The organism is Rhodococcus sp. MEB041, assembly GCF_030208955.1.
Taxonomy (GTDB): Bacteria; Actinomycetota; Actinomycetes; order Mycobacteriales; family Mycobacteriaceae; genus Rhodococcoides.
This window is the reverse complement of record NZ_JARVSZ010000005.1, coordinates 124,351-144,044: the sequence shown is the minus strand read 5'-3', so window position 1 is coordinate 144,044 and position 19,694 is coordinate 124,351. Positions and strand designations below refer to the sequence as shown.

At 68.4% G+C, this 19,694-nt stretch carries 20 protein-coding genes and 4 tRNA genes; 10 read left to right on the top strand and 14 right to left on the bottom strand.

All coding sequences use genetic code 11. The features are described from left to right. Positions 1-30: 30 nt before the first annotated feature. The 5 genes from QRN16_RS14765 to QRN16_RS14745 form a co-directional block, all read right to left on the bottom strand. Positions 31-1,281 carry an FAD-dependent oxidoreductase gene (locus tag QRN16_RS14765; protein WP_285187818.1) on the bottom strand — a complete coding sequence of 417 codons (1,251 nt, stop codon included), beginning with the start codon at positions 1,279-1,281 and terminating at the stop codon, positions 31-33. 104 nt (positions 1,282-1,385) lie between these two features. Continuing rightward, positions 1,386-1,459: transfer RNA gene (locus QRN16_RS14760), tRNA-Phe, on the bottom strand. Positions 1,460-1,548: 89 nt separating this feature from the next. Beyond that, positions 1,549-1,622: transfer RNA gene (locus QRN16_RS14755), tRNA-Asp, on the bottom strand. A gap of 92 nt (positions 1,623-1,714) precedes the next feature. Continuing rightward, positions 1,715-1,787: transfer RNA gene (locus tag QRN16_RS14750), tRNA-Glu, on the bottom strand. Positions 1,788-1,883: 96 nt separating this feature from the next. After that, positions 1,884-2,534: a ScbR family autoregulator-binding transcription factor gene (locus tag QRN16_RS14745; RefSeq protein WP_027504258.1), complete on the bottom strand. Its 651-nt coding sequence runs from the start codon at positions 2,532-2,534 to the stop codon at positions 1,884-1,886. A 320-nt stretch (positions 2,535-2,854) separates the two neighbouring features. Between QRN16_RS14745 and QRN16_RS14740 the strand changes: the two genes are divergently transcribed. After that, positions 2,855-2,927: transfer RNA gene (locus QRN16_RS14740), tRNA-Lys, on the top strand. A 28-nt stretch (positions 2,928-2,955) separates the two neighbouring features. Here the strand turns inward: QRN16_RS14740 and QRN16_RS14735 are convergent. From QRN16_RS14735 to QRN16_RS14725, 3 genes are read right to left on the bottom strand one after another with little or no spacing between them, the layout of a single operon-like run. Continuing rightward, a complete protein-coding gene (locus QRN16_RS14735; protein WP_027504259.1) occupies positions 2,956-3,708 on the bottom strand; it encodes an AIM24 family protein in 753 nt (250 codons plus the stop codon). A gap of 16 nt (positions 3,709-3,724) precedes the next feature. After that, positions 3,725-4,396 (bottom strand): AIM24 family protein, encoded by a 672-nt coding sequence (locus QRN16_RS14730; protein ID WP_056446783.1) that lies wholly within the window; start codon positions 4,394-4,396, stop codon positions 3,725-3,727. 1 nt (position 4,397) lies between these two features. Continuing rightward, positions 4,398-5,012, bottom strand: a complete 615-nt coding sequence (locus QRN16_RS14725) for an AIM24 family protein (protein WP_373425298.1) — start codon at positions 5,010-5,012, stop codon at positions 4,398-4,400. A 353-nt stretch (positions 5,013-5,365) separates the two neighbouring features. Between QRN16_RS14725 and QRN16_RS14720 the strand changes: the two genes are divergently transcribed. The 4 genes from QRN16_RS14720 (at position 5,366) to phoU (ending at position 10,400) form a co-directional block, all read left to right on the top strand. Next, positions 5,366-6,334, top strand: coding sequence for an acyl-ACP desaturase (locus QRN16_RS14720; RefSeq protein ID WP_027504262.1), 969 nt, complete (start codon positions 5,366-5,368; stop codon positions 6,332-6,334). Between the two features lie 127 nt (positions 6,335-6,461). Next, entirely contained in the window at positions 6,462-7,601 is a 1,140-nt protein-coding gene (gene dusB, locus QRN16_RS14715) for a tRNA dihydrouridine synthase DusB (protein ID WP_285187814.1), read from the top strand. Positions 7,602-7,664: 63 nt separating this feature from the next. After that, on the top strand, positions 7,665-9,647 hold the full coding sequence (locus QRN16_RS14710) for an LCP family glycopolymer transferase (RefSeq protein WP_285187812.1): 1,983 nt from the start codon (positions 7,665-7,667) through the stop codon (positions 9,645-9,647). Positions 9,648-9,722: 75 nt separating this feature from the next. Beyond that, positions 9,723-10,400 (top strand): phosphate signaling complex protein PhoU, encoded by a 678-nt coding sequence (phoU, locus tag QRN16_RS14705; RefSeq protein WP_027504265.1) that lies wholly within the window; start codon positions 9,723-9,725, stop codon positions 10,398-10,400. Between the two features lie 87 nt (positions 10,401-10,487). Here phoU and pstB read toward each other — a convergent pair whose 3' ends face one another. From pstB to QRN16_RS14675, 6 genes are all read right to left on the bottom strand, one after another. Continuing rightward, positions 10,488-11,264 carry a phosphate ABC transporter ATP-binding protein PstB gene (gene pstB / locus QRN16_RS14700; RefSeq protein ID WP_285187810.1) on the bottom strand — a complete coding sequence of 259 codons (777 nt, stop codon included), beginning with the start codon at positions 11,262-11,264 and terminating at the stop codon, positions 10,488-10,490. 15 nt (positions 11,265-11,279) lie between these two features. Beyond that, on the bottom strand, positions 11,280-12,209 hold the full coding sequence (gene pstA, locus QRN16_RS14695) for a phosphate ABC transporter permease PstA (protein WP_285187808.1): 930 nt from the start codon (positions 12,207-12,209) through the stop codon (positions 11,280-11,282). Between the two features lie 3 nt (positions 12,210-12,212). Next, positions 12,213-13,250, bottom strand: coding sequence for a phosphate ABC transporter permease subunit PstC (gene pstC / locus QRN16_RS14690; protein ID WP_027504268.1), 1,038 nt, complete (start codon positions 13,248-13,250; stop codon positions 12,213-12,215). A 90-nt stretch (positions 13,251-13,340) separates the two neighbouring features. Next, positions 13,341-14,438 carry a phosphate ABC transporter substrate-binding protein PstS gene (gene pstS / locus QRN16_RS14685; RefSeq protein WP_027504269.1) on the bottom strand — a complete coding sequence of 366 codons (1,098 nt, stop codon included), beginning with the start codon at positions 14,436-14,438 and terminating at the stop codon, positions 13,341-13,343. Positions 14,439-14,658: 220 nt separating this feature from the next. Further along, positions 14,659-15,570 carry a mycothiol synthase gene (gene mshD / locus QRN16_RS14680; RefSeq protein WP_502944006.1) on the bottom strand — a complete coding sequence of 304 codons (912 nt, stop codon included), beginning with the start codon at positions 15,568-15,570 and terminating at the stop codon, positions 14,659-14,661. Between the two features lies 1 nt (position 15,571). Continuing rightward, complete coding sequence (locus QRN16_RS14675) at positions 15,572-16,360, bottom strand: winged helix-turn-helix transcriptional regulator (RefSeq protein ID WP_056446762.1); 789 nt, start codon at positions 16,358-16,360, stop codon at positions 15,572-15,574. Between the two features lie 180 nt (positions 16,361-16,540). On the opposite strand from QRN16_RS14675, the gene QRN16_RS14670 reads away from it, so the two are divergent. The 5 genes from QRN16_RS14670 (at position 16,541) to QRN16_RS14650 (ending at position 19,680) form a co-directional block, all read left to right on the top strand. After that, the gene (locus tag QRN16_RS14670; RefSeq protein ID WP_027504272.1) at positions 16,541-17,320 is read left to right on the top strand and encodes an LmeA family phospholipid-binding protein; all 780 of its coding nucleotides are present in this window, start codon (positions 16,541-16,543) and stop codon (positions 17,318-17,320) included. After that, positions 17,317-17,766 carry a TlpA family protein disulfide reductase gene (locus QRN16_RS14665; RefSeq protein WP_285187804.1) on the top strand — a complete coding sequence of 150 codons (450 nt, stop codon included), beginning with the start codon at positions 17,317-17,319 and terminating at the stop codon, positions 17,764-17,766. The genes QRN16_RS14670 and QRN16_RS14665 overlap by 4 nt, the downstream gene beginning before the upstream one ends. Positions 17,767-18,036: 270 nt before the next feature. Continuing rightward, complete coding sequence (locus QRN16_RS14660; protein WP_222627838.1) at positions 18,037-18,495, top strand: DUF4395 domain-containing protein; 459 nt, start codon at positions 18,037-18,039, stop codon at positions 18,493-18,495. Positions 18,496-18,535: 40 nt separating this feature from the next. Continuing rightward, positions 18,536-19,369, top strand: coding sequence for a sulfurtransferase (locus QRN16_RS14655; RefSeq protein ID WP_027504275.1), 834 nt, complete (start codon positions 18,536-18,538; stop codon positions 19,367-19,369). Positions 19,370-19,371: 2 nt separating this feature from the next. Beyond that, a complete protein-coding gene (locus tag QRN16_RS14650; protein WP_027504276.1) occupies positions 19,372-19,680 on the top strand; it encodes a DUF1416 domain-containing protein in 309 nt (102 codons plus the stop codon). The last annotated feature ends 14 nt before the right edge of the window (positions 19,681-19,694 follow it).

Below are 19,694 nucleotides of genomic sequence, written 5' to 3'. Positions count from 1 at the left end.
GATCGCTCCGGCCCAGAACCGGACGCCGCGTCAGCCAAGCAGCCGCGCCACCTCGGCGGCCGCGCGACCACCCGACACCAGAGCACCCTGGATCGACGGGGTGTCGCGATGGTCGCCGGCGAGCAGCACGCGGTCACCGACCCGCAGCGATCGCCGGAGCGACGTCCCGGGTGCCTGGACCGGGAGCGCACGCCGCACGTCGTGACGCACGATCACCCGCCACGACGCGGTGGACCGACCCCACAGCCGATCGAGAACGGCGCGCACGACGGACTCCTCGGCGGGACCGGCGTCGTCCAGCAGCCCGGTCGCCTGCACCAGGGTCTTCCCGGTCGGCGCGTATCCCGGTGCGATGGAGCTCATCTCGGCGGTGTTGACCACCACGCCGCCCGTCCCCGAGATGCGGAGGAACTCGTCGGATTCCGCGGCGTCGGCCTCGAACCACCACGTCGACAACCCGCGCATGGGAGAGGTCCGGGTGTCCGTCAGCTCGTTCGCGCCTCGCGCGTCCGTCGCCACCACCACCGCGCGGGCCTGCAGCACCGACCCGTCGGCGATCCGCACGGCGGGTGCCGCGCCGTCGGTGACCTGCTCGACGCGCGAGGAGTACGCGATGTCGACCCCGGCATCGCGGGCGAGCTGCTCGGGGAACGCCTGCATTCCGCGGTTCGGCACACCGGGTGTCGCGAGAAGAAAGCTGCGGAGCACGAGCCGGACGTAGCGGTCCGACGTGTCTCCCACGCCGTCGGCGAGGACCCCGCTGAGAAACGGAGCCAGCAGTGCGGAGCGCAGCGGACCGCGGAGGCCGACGCGGTCCCAGTCGTCGGCGAGTGCAGCGTCGGGGGACGCGGCCAGGCGGCGCACCGGTCCGACAGCGGGCAACGCCCACCGCGCGGCGCCGACGACGGCGCCCGGGTGCAGCAGGCCCAGGCGAGCCGCGGACCGCACCGTCCCGAGCAGCAGGCCCGGGTGCCGTGTCGGGTCGGCGATCGTGTGCGCTCGCCCCGAGTCGTCGACGATCCGCACACCGCGACCGGCGACCCGCAGATCGAGCGCGGACACGTCGACATGACGCTTCACGGCCGGGTAGGAGGGGTTGAGGAGCTGGAAGCCTCGATCACAGCGGAAACCGTCCACGAGATCGGTGCGGATCCGTCCTCCCGGGGCGTCGCCCGCCTCCACGACCCGCACCGTGAATCCACGCCGGCGCAGCGCTCCGGCGCACCGTAGACCGGCGATACCCGCCCCCACCACGATCACGTCAGCATCGATGTCAGTCATGCCCTATCGATACCACCCGGGCGTCGGCGACCTCGGACGACGGGTCCGGAAACGAGAAGAACCACCTGCGCGGGCAGGTGGTTCCAGTCTGTGTCCATTCTCGGTGGCCAGAGCCGGGATCGAACCGGCGACCTTCCGCTTTTCAGGCGGACGCTCGTACCGACTGAGCTACCTGGCCGTGGGCACCCTCGCGGGTACCGGTGATGCTGTACTACTCGGTGCTGAAGATCATCGCATCACTGAGGTATTGCGACCTCTGAGGTGTTGCGACCCTGACGGGACTCGAACCCGCGACCTCCGCCGTGACAGGGCGGCGCGCTAACCAACTGCGCCACAGGGCCATGCTGTGAAGCATGTACTGCGTGGAAGACCCTACTGCATCTTCGTCCTACTTCTCACCACTCCCGCTCCAGCGTTGTCACTCGCTGAAACGTACCCCCTACGGGATTCGAACCCGCGCTACCGCCTTGAAAGGGCGGCGTCCTAGGCCGCTAAACGAAGGGGGCCCGTCGAATCGCTCCGACCGTACCCCAACGGCGTTCCGTTGGGAGCTTGGATAGCTTAGGACACCGCTTCGGAATTTCACAAATCCGCAGGTGAGGCTATGTTTCGACGCTCACGGCGTCGACTCGGGGCCACCCGTTGACGCGCCACTTGTCGAGCCATTCCCGCGACGCCATCGCCATCAGGAGAACCTCGAGGGACTCCTCGAACAGCACCACCAGGTCGGTGTCCTCGGCGGTCAGATCGGCCATGTACCGCTGGCCTGCGAGCGAGGTCACCAGCACGCGGGTGAACATGCGCGGATCGATGTCGGGGCGCAGCAGACCGGTCTCGTGCGCCTCGGCCGCGAGCTTGTGGGCGGTGCGACCCCACACGGCGCCCGCTCCCTCGCGGATGCTCGCGTGGAACTCGGGCTCGACCACGAGACGGAACTCCGCACGCACGACGACGTTCTCGTCGAAGGACCGGGCGAGCTGGAAGATGAGGTTGTGCAGCCACTCGAGGGCGTCGACGCCGTCCGGGCGCTCCACGTCCATGATCGCGACGTACTTCTCCATCGCGGTCTGCAGAACGGCGCGAGCCAGTTCTTCCTTGGAGCTGAAGTGGAAGTACATCGCACCCTTGGTGGCGCGTGATCCCTCGAGAATCGTGTTGACCGACGCCGCGGTGTACCCACGCTTGCTGAACTCGTACGCGGCTGCCTCGACGATCGCGGCCCGGGTGCGTCGAGCACGTTCCTGCTGTGCCATTGCGCTGCTGCCTCCGAAATTGAACACCCTGAAGGGCCCTGATACTGAGTGAAGGGTAGCCGACAAACCTGAGAATCCCCTCGGACGTGGCCGCAAACATCGAGCTCGAGCGGGTTCGTCCGGCGTGTTCGGACGGCCCCACCAGCGTGTCGTACGTTCCGATGACCGGTTTGTCGGATATATGCCCGGCCCGCGTCCGAATGTCGACCGGCGAGAATGGTGATGATTCATAGCGAATAGGTGAATGGTGAATGCGTCACTCCCGACGCGAGGCCAGGTCGAGAGCGACCGCCCGGGGTCCATTACACTCGTCGAGCACCGCCCCTATAGCTCAGTTGGTAGAGCTACGGACTTTTAATCCGCAGGTCGTAGGTTCGAGCCCTACTGGGGGCACAACGTCTTTCCCCACACCCGTCGACGCTCAGGAATTCTGGCTCAGCCGGGCCCCGATGCTCTGATGGAGTGAGCGCAACGCGTTCTGACCCAGCGCCACGGTCTCCGACTCGATGTGGCGGAGCAGATGAGCGTCGCTCACCACCTTCTCGGACGACTGGATCAGGACCGTTCCCGCACCGGTGAAGTCGAACTGCCGCTCCTCCCCCGTCTGTGCTCCGAGGAGCATCCCCTGCGCCGCCCCCAGGAAGCTCTGCATCCACTGCGCGTCGAAGTGGTGGGACGGAGCGGGGCAGTCGGCCCAGCCGACGAGTGCCTGCGGATCCACTCGAACGGGCGGTTCGGCGAACACGACCGCACCGTTGGACGAGGCGAGGAACTTCCCGGTGCCGAGCAGCGTGAGAAAACCGGGCACGATGGACTGCTTCAGCTCCAGGCCGGGTTCGAAGGCCAGCAGGTTCGACGCCCGGATGGTCAGGTTGCCGTCGTCGAGATCGAACGAGTTGATGTCGAAGCCGCGATCGCCGAGCAGCACCTTGCCGTGTCCACTCGCGAGCACCCAGTCGTTCGCGTACAGCGGCGACGAGAAGCGTGAGGCCACGACGGCCGCCATCGACGTCCGCCCGAGAGGCTCGAACTGCACCGACCCGTAGTAGGCGATCATCGCGCCCTTCGCCGTGAACCACGGCTGTCCCGCGAGTTCGATGCAGAAGGCGTAGTCGTTTCCCGGCACGTTGTCGTTCACCGGCAGGGTGTGGGGGTTGTGCACGACGTCGGTCATGTCCGATTCCCTCTCGTCAGAACTTCTGCTCGGACGCCTGGACCCACACGGTCCCTGCGCCGCCGATCGCGAGTTGCACGGCTTCACCCGAACCGCGGCCGACGGCGTCACGCCACCCGACGTTCGCCGAGATGTCGACGGTGAGAGTGCCGCGGTGACACACGTACGCCTGCGGATCGACCACCACCTGCGGCCGGTGCGGACCCACCTCGATCTCGACCGTCCCACCGTGGGCCAGCACGGCCACCTGCCCACGTCCGGCGACCTGTGTCGTGAACATGCCCTGCCCGGTCATCGCCCCGCGCACCGCGCCGCGGACCCCTCCCTGCTGCGTCAGGGGTACGACCGATGTCGAGAGTGCGCCACTGTGTGCGAGCAACCGTGACGCCTCGACCGAGAGGACACCGGTCCCGTCGAGATCGATGACGGACACGTGCAACCCGGCGTGGCCGTAGTGCACGGTGCCGGACCCCTCGGCGGCCATCATGGCGACGTGCTCGCCCGACATCATCCGGCCGGCCATACCCGCGACGGCACCCATCCCCGGCATGCCGCCCGCGCCGCCGATCGTGTGCGGGACGAAGCGGACGTCGCCCTGGTGAAACAACATGGATCCACGGCGCGCGAGCGTGGGCGAGCCCGGGGCGACGGTCGACTTCACGACCTTGCTGTTGACGAGTTCCAACATGTCAGCGCTCCTGCGGCTGGATGTAGACGACACCGGCGCCGTCGAAGCGGAGGGAGAAGGCCTCGCCGCTCCCGCCGCCGACGGCCGACCGCCACGTGACGTCGGTGACGAAGCTCTGTGTCACCTGACCTCGGTGCGCGACGAAGGCGTCCGGATCGACCACCAACGGGTACTGCGGTGACACCTCGAGCGCGATGAGCGGTCCGCCCGCGGACAGCAGCCCCACCTCGCCCTGTCCACTGACGACCGTCGTGAACAGGCCCTGCCCGGACGAGGCGCCGCGGAGCCCGGCGAAGGCCACATCGGACCGCAGCCCGCCGGACAGAGCGAGCAACTGCGACGATTCGACGTGGAGTGCGTCACCCGCCAACGGCACGACGACGACGTGCTGCGCGTCGACCGCGAGCCGCACCGTTCCCTGCCCCGCCATCTCCATCAGGGACAGCGACTCGCCGGTGACCTTCTGCTTGAGAGCGGCGCGCAGTCCACCGCCACCGCCCATCCCGGCGTTCCGGAAGGTCACCTGGCCCTCGTACGCGATCATCGATCCGGTGACCGCCCGCACGCTGTCCCCGTGCAGGTCGACGACCAGAACGCGGTGTCCCTCGGTTCTCAGTTGCGCCACGGCAGACAGAATGGCAGACAACGGCCGTCGCCACAGTGGCTCCGGTGATCTGTCCCCTGCCACCGACTCCGAGTGACGCACAGTACATCGAGTTCGTTTCTCGCAGAAGTCACAACACCTGCACCCCGTACCCCGCGGCATATACTGGACGGGGTCGACGGCGGGCGGGCGTAACGAACTGTCGCCCCGCTCGATGAACGTCTACCGGACGGTACGCACCCCTCGCGGCGGCTCGTCGAAGCAATTCACATCGAAGTTACGGTGCCGTAGGCTGCCCTCACAGTACGAGGCAGCGCGGTCATCGCGCGGAAGCAGTGAGCCGAACACCATTCTGGAGGACACGCATGGCACGGGATCTGACCCAACTGGAGCTGCTCGGAGAGCTGCAGCCGGTTGCGGAAGAGAATCTGAACCGGCATCTCTCCATGGCGAAGGAGTGGCACCCCCACGACTACGTCCCCTGGGACGAGGGGCGTAACTTCGCCGCGCTCGGTGGCGAGGACTGGTCGCCCGAACAGTCTCGGCTCGACGAGGTGGCCAAGGCCGCCATGATCACCAACCTCCTCACCGAGGACAACCTGCCGTCGTACCACCGCGAGATCGCGGAGAACTTCTCGCAGGACGGCGCCTGGGGCACCTGGGTGGGCCGGTGGACCGCCGAGGAGAACCGCCACGGCATCGTCATGCGCGACTACCTGGTGGTCACGCGCGGAGTGGATCCCGTCGCCCTCGAGCAGGCCCGCATCGAGCACATGACCAACGGCTTCTCCTCGGCCGCTGCCGGTGGCCACGATCAGATGGGCTTCCTGCACTCCGTCTCGTACGTGACGTTCCAGGAGCTGGCCACGCGAGTGAGCCACCGCAACACGGGCAAAGTCTGCAACGACCCCATCGCCGACCGCATGCTCCAGCGCATCGCGGCCGACGAGAACCTGCACATGATCTTCTACCGCAACCTGTGCGGTGCGGCGCTCGACATCTCGCCCGACCAGGCGCTGCGTGCCATCGCCGACATCGTGCAGAACTTCCAGATGCCCGGCGCCGGCATGCCCAACTTCCGCCGCAACGGCGTGCTGATGGCCAAGCACGGGATCTACGATCTGCGTCAGCACCTCGAGGACGTCGTCATGCCGGTGCTGCGCAAGTGGAACATCTTCGATCGCACCGACTTCACCGCCGAGGGCGAGCAGACGCGTGAGGAGCTCGCCGCCTTCCTCGAGAAGCTGGAGAAAGACGTTCTCAAGTTCGAGGAGCAGCGCGACCGCATGCTGTCCCGCGAGGCTGCCAAGCGGCAGGCCGCGCAGGCATCCTGACCCGCACCGCACCACGGAGTGGCCGAGTGCCAGTTCCGACGGATACCCTCGATGTGCCCGGCACCCGTTCCGCGGATGCCGGGCACATCGCTGTTTCCCGTCGACCATGTCTGGTGTGTGATCAACCATGACTCTGCAGATCGGTTCCCTCGCCCTGCGTAGTCCCGTCGTCCTCGCGCCGATGGCCGGTGTCACCAACGTGGCGTTCCGCACGCTGTGTCGGGAGCTCGAGGAGACGCTGACGGGCAGCACCTCCGGGCTCTACGTCTGCGAGATGGTCACCGCGCGTGCCCTCGTCGAGCGGCAGCCCGCCACGTTGCACATGACCACGTTCGGCCCGACCGAGACGCCTCGCTCGTTGCAGCTCTACACCGTGGACCCGGGCACGACGTACGACGCCGCGAAGATGATCGTCGACGAGAACATGGCCGACCACATCGACATGAACTTCGGCTGCCCCGTGCCCAAGGTGACGCGCAAGGGCGGCGGCGCCGCCCTGCCGTACAAGCGATCGCTGTTCGGACGCATCGTCGCCGCGGCGGTGAAGGCCACCGAGGGGACCGACATCCCGGTGACCGTCAAGTTCCGGATCGGCATCGACGACGAGCATCACACGCACCTCGACGCAGGACGGATCGCCGCCGGCGAGGGTGCTGCGGCCGTCGCGCTCCATGCGCGCACCGCGGCGCAGCGTTACTCCGGTACGGCCGACTGGTCCGAGATCGCGCGCCTCAAGGATCACGTCCGCGACGTCCCCGTCCTGGGCAACGGCGACATCTTCGACGCGTCCGACGCCGCCCGCATGATGGCCGAGACCGGCTGCGACGGCGTGGTCGTCGGCCGCGGCTGCCTGGGACGCCCCTGGCTGTTCGCCGAACTGTCCGCCGCTCTGCGCGGCACCACTGCGCCGACTCCGCCCACGCTGGGCGAGGTCGCCGTCATCATGCGTCGGCACGCGGAACTGCTGTCCGACCACCACGGCGAGGGCCGCGGGCTCCGGGAGATGCGCAAGCACGTCGCCTGGTACATGCGCGGCTTCCCGGCCGGCTCGGACCTGCGGGTACGCATGGCCACCGTCTCGACACTCGCGGAGCTCGACGAGCTGCTGGCTCGCCTGGATCCGTCCGTTCCCTTCCCGGCCGACGCCGAGGGCCCCCGCGGTCGCCAGGGTTCCCCCGGCGCAGTGTCGCTGCCCGACGGCTGGCTCGACGATCCCGACGACTGTGCGGTGCCGGCGGGCGCCGATCTGATGCACTCGGGCGGATGATCAGTACTATGGCGTCGATCCGTCGACCACTGTTCGACGCCCGAGAGAAAGACGGAACGACCAGTGGGTGACGAGAACGAACCGGGGTCGCCCACACCCGGACGACGCGCCCCCTGGGAGCGTCCCATCTCGCGAGTGCCGCGCTCCGATCGCGACCCCGAGACACCGTCTCCCCCGTCCGAGCAGCCCGCGCCGGAACTGCGCCCGCCAGCGGATCGACCCGAGCCCGAGCAGACCCCGCCGTCCTCGTCCGACGACCAGGATCGACGGCTCTCGGTGGCCGAGGTCGTGGATCGGATCTCCCGCATCGGTTCCAACCGGGGACGCGCAGCGGGTCGCGACGACTCGCCGACCTCCGGCGCGGACGATCGAGCGGTCGCGTCGAGCCCTCCACCGTCCCCGCCGGTTCCACCTCGCGAGGATCCCGAGCCGCCCACCGAGGTGATCGCCCCCGTCGTGGACGAGCGACGCACCGCAGAGCGTCCGGCGCCCGAGGCGGTCGGCCCCGTCGCACCCCCGACGCTCACGCGGCTCGCCCTCAGCAGGGCACGCAAGCGCAAGCGGATGCGGGTCGCCGGCCGTGTCGGCGTCTCGATGGTCTCGATCCTGGCCCTGGTCATCACCGGTGTCGTGTGGGGATATCTCCGGGCGACCGACCGCGGGTTCGAGCAGGTCGCGGCCCTGGACACCGAGTCCACCGACGTGGTCGACGCGCCCGGCCAGTACGGCGACGAGACCTACCTCATCGTCGGGACGGACACCCGAGCCGGAGCCAGTGGTGAGATCGGCGCCGGCACGGTGGCCGATGCCGAGGGTGCACGGTCCGACACCGTCATGCTCATCAACATCCCGGCCGACCGCAGTCGCGTGGTCGCCGTGTCGTTCCCCCGCGACCTCGACGTCGAACGCCCCGAGTGCGAGGGCTGGGACAGCACCACCGGTGACTACACGGGCGAGATGTATCCCGCCGCGGACGGCGACAAGCTCAACGCGACCTACGCGCTCGGTGGACCCAAGTGCCTGGTCAAGATCATTCAGAAGATCTCCGGACTGCGGATCGGCCACTTCGTGGGTATCGACTTCGCCGGCTTCGAGTCGATGGTCGACGAGGTCGGCGGGGTGGACGTGTGTTCCCCGGTTCCGCTGGTCGACGAGGAGCTGGGAACGGTCCTGGCCACCGCGGGCGAACAGCGCATCGACGGACGCACCGCGCTCAACTACGTGCGCGCCCGCAAGGTGGACGCCGAGGGCACCGGTGACTACGGACGCATCAAACGTCAGCAACTCTTCCTGTCCTCGCTCCTGCGCTCCGTGCTGAGCAACCGCGTGCTGTTCGACCCGGGCGCCCTCAACGGTTTCGTCACGGCGTTCACCCGCGACACGTTCGTCGAGAACGTGAAGACGTCGGATCTGCTGACGCTCGGCAAGTCGCTGCGCGGCGTCGAGGCGGGCGCGGTCACGTTCCTCACCGTCCCCACCGCGGGTACCACCGACTACGGCAACGAGATCCCGCGCACCGACGACATCAAGGCGATCTTCCAGGCGATCATCGACGACCAGCCGCTCCCCGGTGAGGAACGCGCACCCGAGACCACCCCCGAGGTCGCGCCGCCGGTCACCACCGAACCGCAGGTCGCGGTCGACCCCTCGCTGGTGTCGGTCCAGATCTCCAACGCCTCGGAGACCAGCGGACTGGCCGCCACCACCGCGGACGAACTGGCGGCCTACGGCTTCCAGGTCGTCGGGACCGGCAACGCCGAGACCACCGGTGCCGCGGCGACCGTCGTGCGGTACGGCGCCGGGTCGATCGCGGACGCGTCGACGGTGGCCAGCACCATTCCGGGAGCGGTTCTCGAGGAGACGCCGACTCTGGGCGGCATCGTCGAAGTCGTCCTGGGGACGGATTTCCAGGGCTTCCTGATGCCGCCGACCGTCGTCGGAGACCTGCTTCCGACCTTCGCGACGGGGGTCTCCGGAGCGTCCACGGAGGTCGCGCTCCCCAGCGATCTGACGGTCACGAACGGGGCGGACGAGTCCTGTGTGTGAATCGCTGCTCCGCATTCACCGCCCGTTCACCGCCTGCATGCCCTGTACCCACGTACGGCCGAGTAAAATCGGGCCATGCGCGTGGCTTACAACGAACAGATGACAGAACTCGCCGACCTGCTCGGCGAGATGGCCGCCCTGGCCGGTAGTGCGATGGAGCGCGCCACGCAGTCCCTGCTGCAGGCGGATCTCCGGATCGCCGAGCAGGTGATCGGCGAGCACGACAAGATCACCGACCTCAGTGCCCAGGCAGAGGAGCGCGCCTTCGCGTTGCTGGCTCTCCAGGCACCCGTCGCCGGCGACCTCCGCTCGGTGGTCTCCGGCATCCAGATCGTCGCCGACATCGACCGGATGGGCGCTCTCGCCCTGCACGTCGCCAAGATCGCGCGTCGTCGCCACCCCCAGCACGCACTGCCGGAGGAGGTCAACGGTTACTTCGCCGAGATGGGACGCATCGCCGTCGCTCTCGGCTCCTCCGCACGTGAGGTGCTCGAGACCCGCGACCCCGAGCGCGCCGCGAAGCTCCGTGAGGAGGACGAGGCGATGGACGACCTGCACCGCCACCTGTTCAGCGTCCTCATGGACAAGGAGTGGAAGCACGGCGTCGCCGCAGCCGTCGACGTGACCCTGCTGGGTCGCTTCTACGAGCGCTTCGCCGACCACGCCGTCGAGGTGGGCCGCCGAGTCATCTTCCTGGTCACCGGCAGCCTGCCCAGCGACCTGCCGACGCCTCCCGCGCAGCACGTGTCCTAGTTCTTCCACTCGGTACCCGGACGCACGAAAGGGCGCCCTCCCCGCGGGGAGGGCGCCCTTTCCGTGTGTGGACGCGCGAGCTGCGGTCTAGCCGAAGCGACCGGAGATGTAGTCCTCGGTGGCCTTCTGCGACGGGTTGGAGAAGATCTTCTCGGTGTCGTCGATCTCGATCAGGTTGCCGGGCTTGCCGGTGGCCTCGAGGTTGAAGAAGCCGGTCTGGTCGCTCACACGTGCAGCCTGCTGCATGTTGTGCGTGACGATGACGATGGTGAAGTCCTTCTTCAGCTCACCGATCAGGTCCTCGATCGCCAGCGTCGAGATCGGGTCGAGAGCCGAGCAGGGCTCGTCCATGAGCAGGACGTCGGGCTGCACCGCGATCGCGCGGGCGATGCACAGACGCTGCTGCTGACCACCGGACAGACCGCCGCCCGGCTTGTCGAGGCGGTCCTTGACCTCGTTCCACAGGTTCGCGCCCTTGAGCGACTCCTCCGCGACCTCGTCCAGCTGCTTCTTGCTGCGGCCACCCTGCAACTTCAGGCCGGCCACGACGTTGTCGCGGATGGACATGGTGGGGAACGGGTTCGGACGCTGGAAGACCATGCCGATGGTGCGGCGGACGCCGACCGGGTCGACGCCGGAACCGTAGATGTCCTCGCCGTCGAGCAGCACCGAGCCCTCGACGCGAGCACCCGGGGTGACCTCGTGCATGCGGTTCAGCGAGCGGAGCACCGTGGACTTGCCGCAGCCGGACGGTCCGATGAAGGCCGTGACGCTACGAGGAGGAACGGAGAGCGTCACGTTCGACACGGCGTGGAACTTGCCGTAGAAGATGTTGACGTCCTTGAGTTCGAGTCGTTTTGCCATGTCGAGATCCTTCTGTCAGAAGTTCTTGGGAGCGAAGAAGCGGGAGACCAGCTTCGCGCCGATGTTCAGCACCGCGACGATGAGGATGAGGGTGAGGGCGGCACCCCACATCCGCTCGCTGGTGAGGGCAGCGGTTCCGGCCTTCTGGAGGTCGACCATCATGAGCGGCAGCGACGTCTGCGGACCGGCGAACAGGTTGAAGTTGATGGCCGTCGCGGACCCGACCAGGATCAGCACCGGCGCCGTCTCACCCATGACGCGGGCGAGAGCGAGCATGATGCCCGTGACGATGCCCGAGAGCGCCGTCGGGACGACGATCTTGGCGATGGTCTTCCACTTCGGCACACCCAGCGCGTACGACGCCTCGCGCAGGTCCTGGGGAACGATGCGCAGCATCTCCTCCGCCGAGCGCACGATCACGGGGATCATGAGCAGGACCAGGGCGAGCGAGACAGCCAGACCCGACCGGTCGAAGCCGAACGTCGCGATCCACAGCGAGTAGATGAACAGCGCCGCGACGATGGACGGGACACCGGTGAGGATGTCGACCATGAACGTCGTGGCCTTCGCGAGCCGCGTACCCACGCCGTACTCGACGAGGTAGATGGCGACGAAGATGCCGATCGGGATGGAGATGACCGCGCAGAAGAGTCCCTGGAGCAGCGTTCCGACGATCGCGTGGTACGCGCCGCCGCCTTCCTTGAAGGGGGTGACACCCGCCTGCGAGTACTGCCACCAGTCGGCCGACGCGACGGCCCCGATGCCGCGGGAGACGACGGTGTAGAGAACCCAGATCAGTGGGACGAGCGCGACGAGCACCGCGAGGGACACGAGGACCGTCGCGATCGAGTCGGAGGCCTTGCGACGGGCACTGACACCCTGGAAGGTCGGCTCCTTGACGGGGCGATCCATGGTGGCGGTTCCACCGGACGTGGTGTCGGCCATGGGTCAGTCCTTCTTTCCAGCGATGGCGGCGCGGGCGCCGGCGTTGACGACGAAGGTGAGGACGAACAGCACCAGGCCCGCGGCGATGTAGGCACCGGCCTGCAGCTGGTTGTTGAACTCACCCGCGGCCAGTGCGATCTTCGTCGCGAAGGTGTTGCCACCGTCGAACAGCGTCCAGCCGAACGTCTCCTGGGTGCTGCGGATGATGATGTAGAGCGCGATGGTCTCGCCGAGCGCGCGGCCCAGGCCCAGCATCGAGCCGCTGACGAAGCCGGACTTGCCGAACGGGATGACCGTGGTGCGCACGACCTCCCACCGAGTGGCGCCGAGGGCGAGAGCAGCCTCGATCTGGCCACGGGGCGTCTGGACGAACACCTCGCGGGTGACCGCGGCGATGATCGGCAGGATCATGACGGCGAGCACGATCGCACCGGTGAAGATGGTGCCGCCGCCGGCGATGGAGACGGAACCGGTGGCGAAGAGCGGGAACCACGCGAGGTTCGTGTTGAGCCACTCGGCGACGGGCGAGATGACCGGCGCGAGAACGTACAGGCCCCAGAGTCCGAAGACGATGGACGGCACGGCGGCCAGCAGGTCGATGACGTAGCCCAGCGGGCCCGCCAGACGCTTCGGGGCGTAGTTCGTCAGGTAGATCGCGATGCCCAGTGCCACCGGCATGGCGATCAGCAGAGCCACCACCGACACCGTGGCCGTGACCAGGAACAGGTCACGGACACCGAAGAGCATGGCGGACGTGTCCGACGTGCTCCACTGCCCGTTGTACGTGAAGAAGTTCACGGTGTTGTTCTGCAGCGCGGGGATCGCCCGCCACAGGAGGAACCCACCGATCGCCGCGATCAGGACGATGACGAAGACACCGGAACCGGTGGCGAGCGTCGAGAAGATGCGGTCACCCGGGCGGGTGACCGTACCTGAGGCTTTCTTGTCGGGCACTGGTGTCGGCGCTTCCGTCTTGCGAGCGGCGCTCACGGCCGATGTGGTGGCCGGCGTGACGTCGCTGATCGAATGGGTGTCGCTCATACCGCTCACTGTCTCGTGTGGGGTGGTACGGCATCGCCTGCATCACCCGGTGAATGGTCTTCGGGGGTGATGCAGGCGAGAACCAGTGTGTCAGGAAATGGCGTTGATCGCCGTCACCAGACGCTCCTTGAAGCTGTCCGGGAGCGGCACGTAACCGGCAGCCTCGAGGCCTTCCTGGCCCTCGTTGGCAGCGCTGAGCAGGAACGACTTGACGCCCGCGGCGGTCTCCGCGTCGTAGCCCTTGGAGCAGACGATCTCGTAGGTCGACAGCACCAGCGGGTAGGAATCGGCTTCCTTGCTGGCGAACAGTGCGTCGGTGTCGAGCGCGAGGTCGTTTCCGTCACCGGAGAAGGTGACCGTGTCGATCGCCTTGGCGGCGGTCTCGGTGGTGAGCTCGACGGCACCAGCGCCGAAGTCGATCTGCGCCGCGGTCAGGTTCTCCTGATCGGCGAAGCCCTTCTCGACGTACGTGATGGCGCCCGGGGTGGCGGCAGCGGCCTGAGCGACGCCCGACGAACCGTTGGCGCCCTCGCCCACTCCACCGGCCCAGTCGGAGCTGTGGTCCAGCGTCCAGGACTGCGGTGCGGCGTCGGACAGGAAGCGCTGGAAGTTGTCGCTGGTGCCCGAGGAATCCGAGCGGTAGATCGGCGTGATGGCGGTGGTCGGGAGCGACGCGCCCTCGTTCAGCGCGGCGATGGCCGGATCGTTCCAGGTGGTGATCTTGCCGGTGAAGATCTGGGCGATGACGTCGGGCGTCAGGACCAGGTCGTCGACACCGTCGAGCGTGTAGGCCACGGCGACCGGACCGAACACGAGGGGAAGGTTCCACGCCGGGTTGCCGGCGCAGCGCGTGGCGGCCGCGTCGGCCTGCTCTTCCTTGATGGACGAGTCCGAGCCCGCGAAGTCCACGAGACCGGCGACGAACTGGGTCCGGCCGTTGCCGGAACCGCTCACGGTGTACTCCACGGCCTTGCCGGAGCACACACCCGAGTAGACGGACGTGAAGTTGGACATCGCGTTCTGCTGCGCCGACGATCCTTCGCCGGTGATGGGGCTCTTGCCCTCGCACGTCGCGGCGGAGTCACCACTGCCGGTGGCCTCGACGTTCGCGTCGGAACCACATGCAGCCAGCGTCAATCCGCCGACAGCCAGTACACCCATGAGGGCAATGCTGCGCTCGAGCTTCACCTGTCTCCTCCAGAAACAGCCCGTCGGCGACCGATCGGTCGGCGGGCGAGAAAAGATGCGGTGACGTCGTACCGCAACGGGCAGCGTGCGCTACCCGTGGGAGAACGTAAGCGCCGGTGGTGGACGGTTCACCGCGCCTTTGTGAACGGAGGGTGAACAGACAGACCGAAAACCCGGATCGGGATGCGATGCGCGTCTCAGGGACCGCACCGGTCCCGCGTCAGACGCGCGCGAACGCCGCGTCGACGTGGAAGGTGGCGAAGCCGAGCCGGTCGTACGTGTGCACGGCGGCCGTGTTGTCCGACTCGACGTACAGCAGCACGCCGGCGAGGCCGCGATCGGCCAGATACCGCAGGCCGGCGAGCGTGAGGGTCCGGCCGAGCCCCCTGCCCTGGGCCGCCGGATCGATGCCGACGACGTAGACCTCACCCAGTTCGGGATCGTCTCCGGTCGGCCGGTGCACCTTGGTCCAGTGGAACCCCAGCACCGTGTCCGGGTCGTCCGTCGACGTCGCCACGAACAGCCCCGCGGGGTCGAACCAGGACTCCGCGCGGCGCTCGTCGATCTCCGCCTGCGTCCAGCCACCCTGCTCGGGGTGCCAGGAGAACGCGGCGTTGTTCACCCGCAGGATCTCGGCGTCGTCGGACTCCCGGTAGGTCCGCACGGTGATGCCGTCCGGGACGGTGAGTTCGGGCAGGGGCGCCGCGTCGGGGCCACCGAGCGGGCGGCGCATCTGCAGCAGTTCGCGGACCACCTCGAGACCGACTTTCTCGGCGACGCGATCGGCGGCGGGCAGCCGCCCGTGGGCCCACACGCGCGCCCCCGGTGCTGCGAGAGCGCGGTCGACCAGCGCGGTGCCGACGCCGCGGCCCCGGTGATCGGGGTGCACGACGGCCTCCACCATGACCGGCGCGTCACCGCGCGCGGACGAGAGCGTCGCGTACCCCACGAGGTGTTCGCCGTCCAGTGCCAGCAGATGCTCGTCGTCCCGCGGAGAGTCCACGGCGCGCTCGGCCTGCTCCGACAGCGGCGGTGTCCCGTCGGCGGTCGTGGCGGCCTCGATCGCGTCGCGGACGCGTCGGGCCTCGTCGCCGACCGGTCGCCGTGCCTCGAGTCGAATCGCGTCGCTCACGTCAGAAGGCCGTCCGATCAGCTGGGGCGAACGAGGGTGTCGCCGTGTCGTTCTCGATGTCCAGGTCGCCGTCCGACGGCAGGTCGACCGCGTCGTCGCTGCCCGCCGCGCCCTTACCTGCCCGGCTCGGTCTCACGGCCTTGTATCCCACGTTGCGCACGGTGCCGATGAGCGACTCGTACTCCGTTCCGAGCTTCGCGCGCAGACGCCGGACGTGCACGTCCACAGTGCGGGTACCGCCGAAGAAGTCGTACCCCCACACCTCCTGCAGCAGCTGCGCCCGGGTGAAGACGCGGCCCGCGTGCTGGGCGAGGTACTTGAGGAGTTCGAACTCCTTGTAGGTGAGGTCGAGCGGTCGCCCGCGCAGACGGGCGGTGTAGGTGCCCTCGTCGATGACGAGCTCGCCGAGCGTGATCTTTCCCGAGGCCTCGGGACTGCTGACGCCTCCGTGGCGGCCCACGAGCAGACGCAACCGGGCATCGAGCTCGGCGGGTCCGGTGGTGGGCAACAGGATGTCGTCGAGGCCCCACTCCGCGTTGACGGCGACCAGGCCGCCCTCGGTGAGCACGGCCACCACGGGTACCGACGAGCCGGCGCTGCCGAGCAGTCGGCACAGTCCGCGGGCGGCGGCCAGATCGGTGCGCGCGTCGACGAGCGCGATGTCCGCGCTCCCGGCCTCGAGCAACGACGAGACCTCGGTCGGCGCGGGACGCACCGTGTGCGCCAGGAGCGCGAGGGACGGGAGCACGGACTCCGGATCCGGATCGGAGGTCAGCAGCAGCAACTCCACAGGGCCTCCTCGTCCGCTCTTCTCCGGCCGGACGAGCCCACCAGCGGGTCCGCGACCGGCACTTCCGGTTGTTCTTCGGTCACAGACTAACCTGTCGGAAGGCAGGACAGTCGGCTGCGAGCCGCCACCGCCCGCCTCGGGACCCTCCCGCAGGACACCGAACCGCCCGAGAGGAACTCCGTGCGAAAACTGATCGTCGGGCTCGTCTTCGTCCTGGCGCTCGCTCTGGCCGCCGATTTCGGCACTGCCGCCTACTCCGAGTACCGCGTCTCGCGGGCACTGCGGGACGGCGGAGATCTGGTGTCCGATCCGCAGGTGACCATCCACGGCTTCCCGTTCCTGACCCAGGCGGCCGACGGCAGGTACGGCCGCGTGGAGATCCGAGCGCAGGACGTCCCCACCGACTACGTCGAGAAGACGACCATCGAGGCGACGTTGCGCGGCGTGCGTATTCCGGCCTCCGACCTGCTCGACGGATCGGTGCGCACGGTGCCCATGGATCAACTCGACGCGCGCGTCCGTATCGACGCCACCGACCTCGGCCGGTTCCTCGAGATCCCCGACCTCCAGGTCTCCACTCCCCCAGCCGACCGCTCCGACGGCACCGGCGGTTCGGGCGGTTCCGGCGAGACCACCGCCGGGGCCGTGGTCCTCACGGGCACCGTGCCCGTCGGCCCCCTGGACACCGCGGTCAGCGTCACCGCCGAGCTCCGGCTCGACGGTGGAACCGTGTCCATCGTCGCGTCGGACCTCTACTTCGGGCCCGAGGGCCAGGCCGACTTCACCATCCCCGACTTCCTGAAGCCCGCGGTCCTGGGCCTGTTCACCCGCACGATCGACGAGCAGCAGCTGCCGTTCGGCATCCTCCCCACGTCGGTCTACGCGGAGGGCGGCCAGATCGTCATCGAGGGCAGCGCCGAGGACGTCACCATCGAACTCGACGAGATCCGCACGCCGTGAGCGCCGTCGTCGTCCTTCTCGTCGCCCTGGCGCTCGCCGCCGTGGTGGGCCTGTGGGTCCGCCGCCGAGAGGGCGCCGTCCGCACGTCGGATCGCGGCGGCGCGTCGGGATCGCGAGCTCACGCTCTGCGCGCCGCCGGCGCCACCGACGGCGCGGTGACCGTGCTCCACTTCTCCGCCACCTGGTGCGGCCCGTGTGCGGCGGTGCGACGCGTCGTGTCCGCCGTGGTGAGCGACCTCGAGTCGGCGGGGCACCGCGTGTCCGACGTCGAGGTGGACATGGACGAGAATCCGCAGCTCGCCCGCGACTTCGGCGTGATGTCTCTCCCGACCACCTTCGTGCTCGACGGGGCGATGCGGGAACGATCGCGCGCGTCGGGTGTGCCGTCGTCGAAGGACCTGCGGGCCGCTGTGCTCTCGGCGTCCGATTCACCCTCGTCGGAGTGACGAGCGACACCCGGAACTTCTGGATCTGGACCGGCGTGGGTACCATGGCCGACGTGACCGCCAGCCACGAGCTTCTGCTCACCCGACGCCGCACAGTGGACCTGTGCCGCCTCGGTGGCTGTTGCTGCCGTTGCCGCTGACGACGGTCCTCCCCTCGTCGACCCGTCCGCTCGGGTACAGCCGTGCTGTACCGACCTCGGACCGCTCGACGATCGCCGGAGATCATGCGCATCCGCTCGGTCCCCTTTCCTCCACTCCAGGAGCATCTCGATGTCATCCATTCCCCCGCAGGTCGACGTTCGTGGTCCCCGCTTCGTCGCCTGGGTGACCACCGGCGTCCTCGTCGTGACGCTGCTCGTGTCGACGGTGTCGCTCACCGCTGCAGCGGTGCTCCTGGGCCTGCAGACGCTGGTCTTCGCGTACGGCGCTGCTGCCGGGCCGGCAGCGCATCCCTACGGACGCGTGTTCCGCGCCGTCGTCGCACCGCGCCTGGGCCCGGTGTCGGAGACCGAACCGACGACCCCCCTGCGGTTCGCGCAGGGACTGGGATTCGCCTTCTCGATCGTGGGAACCCTCGGGTTCGCGCTGTCCTCGACGACCGTCGGCACCGTCGCCACGGGCCTGGCCCTGTTCGCCGCCGTGCTGAACGCGGCGTTCGGAATCTGCCTGGGCTGCAAGATCTACCCACTCGCGAGTCGGCTCCTGCCGGCTCGACATGCCACCACCTGAACCACCCACCACCTGTCAGAGAAGAATCGAAAGGAACCACATGGCTCGCTCCGACGTCCTGGTCACTGCCGACTGGGCCGAGCAGAACCTGCATGCTCCCAAGACCGTGTTCGTCGAGGTCGACGAGGACACCAGCGCCTACGACACCGGCCACATCGAGGGTGCCGTCAAGCTCGACTGGAAGTCCGACCTCCAGGATCCGGTCCTTCGTGACTTCCTGAACCAGGAGCAGTTCTCGGACCTGCTGTCGACGCGCGGCATCGCCAACGACGACACCGTGATCCTCTACGGCGGCAACAACAACTGGTTCGCGGCCTACGCCTACTGGTACTTCAAGCTGTACGGCCACAAGGACGTCCGTCTGCTCGACGGCGGCCGCAAGAAGTGGGAACTGGACGGTCGTCCGCTGAGCACCGACGCCGTCTCCCGCGAGGGAACGTCCTACAGGGCCGAGGCTCCCGACCTGTCGATCCGCGCGTTCCGCGACGAGGTCATCGCCGCCATCGGCACCAAGAACCTCCTCGACATCCGCTCCCCCGACGAGTACTCGGGCAAGATCCTGGCGCCGGCGCACCTCCCGCAGGAGCAGAGCCAGCGTCCCGGCCACATCCCCGGCGCCGTCAACGTGCCGTGGAGCAAGGCAGCGAACGAGGACGGCACCTTCAAGTCCGACGAGGAACTGAAGGAGCTCTACGACGGTGTCGGCATCGATCCGAGCAAGGGCACGATCGCGTACTGCCGCATCGGCGAGCGCTCGTCGCACAGCTGGTTCGCACTGACGCAGCTGCTGGGCTACGAGAACGTCAAGAACTACGACGGCAGCTGGACCGAGTACGGCTCCCTCGTGGGAGCACCTATCGAGTTGGGAGCGTAATCATGTGTGGAGCACCTGCTCAGGGACAGACCCTTCCCGCCGGCGTCGACGTGGAGAAGGAGACGGTCATCACGGGCCGTGTCCTGGCCGCGTCGGACGGTCAGCCCGTCGGCGGTGCGTACGTGCGCCTGCTCGACAGCACGGGTGAGTTCACCGCCGAGGTCGTCGCGTCCGGAACCGGCGACTTCCGCTTCTTCGCGGCCCCCGGCACCTGGACGCTGCGCGCGCTGTCCGCGTCCGGCAACGGCGACGTGACCATCTCGCCCGAGTCCGCCGGCCTCCACGAGGCCGAGATCTCGATCGGCGCCTGACCGAACACCTCTCG